This window comes from Emticicia agri, from assembly GCF_004168285.1.
In the GTDB taxonomy this organism is placed as follows: domain Bacteria; phylum Bacteroidota; class Bacteroidia; order Cytophagales; family Spirosomataceae; genus Emticicia; species Emticicia agri.
This window is the reverse complement of sequence record NZ_SEWF01000142.1, coordinates 1-349: the sequence shown is the minus strand read 5'-3', so window position 1 is coordinate 349 and position 349 is coordinate 1. Positions and strand designations below refer to the sequence as shown.

Annotated in this window: 1 pseudogene; it reads right to left on the bottom strand. The window is 58.7% G+C overall.

The features are described from left to right. A pseudogene (locus tag EWM59_RS27395) lies at nucleotides 1-349 on the bottom strand (hypothetical protein); the annotation flags it as partial.

Here is a 349-nt window from a genome sequence, read left to right as displayed (position 1 = left end):
GGTCCTGTAACTCCTGTTGCGCCCACTGGTCCTGCAATCCCTTGTGGTCCTGTAGCTCCTGTAGCGCCAGTTTGTCCGGTTGGTCCTGCAATCCCTTGTGGTCCTTGCGACCCTGTAGCACCATTAGCTCCGGTTGTACCTGTTGCACCTCTTGCACCAGTTGATCCTGCAATCCCTTGTGAGCCTGTAGCACCATTTGCTCCGGTTGGTCCCGTAACTCCTGTTGCGCCTTGTGGCCCTGCTATCCCCTGTGGTCCTTGTGGACCCGTAGCACCATTGGCTCCAGTTGCGCCTGTCGGTCCTGCTACACCTTGTGGCCCTGCTATCCCCTGTGGTCCTTGTGGACCCG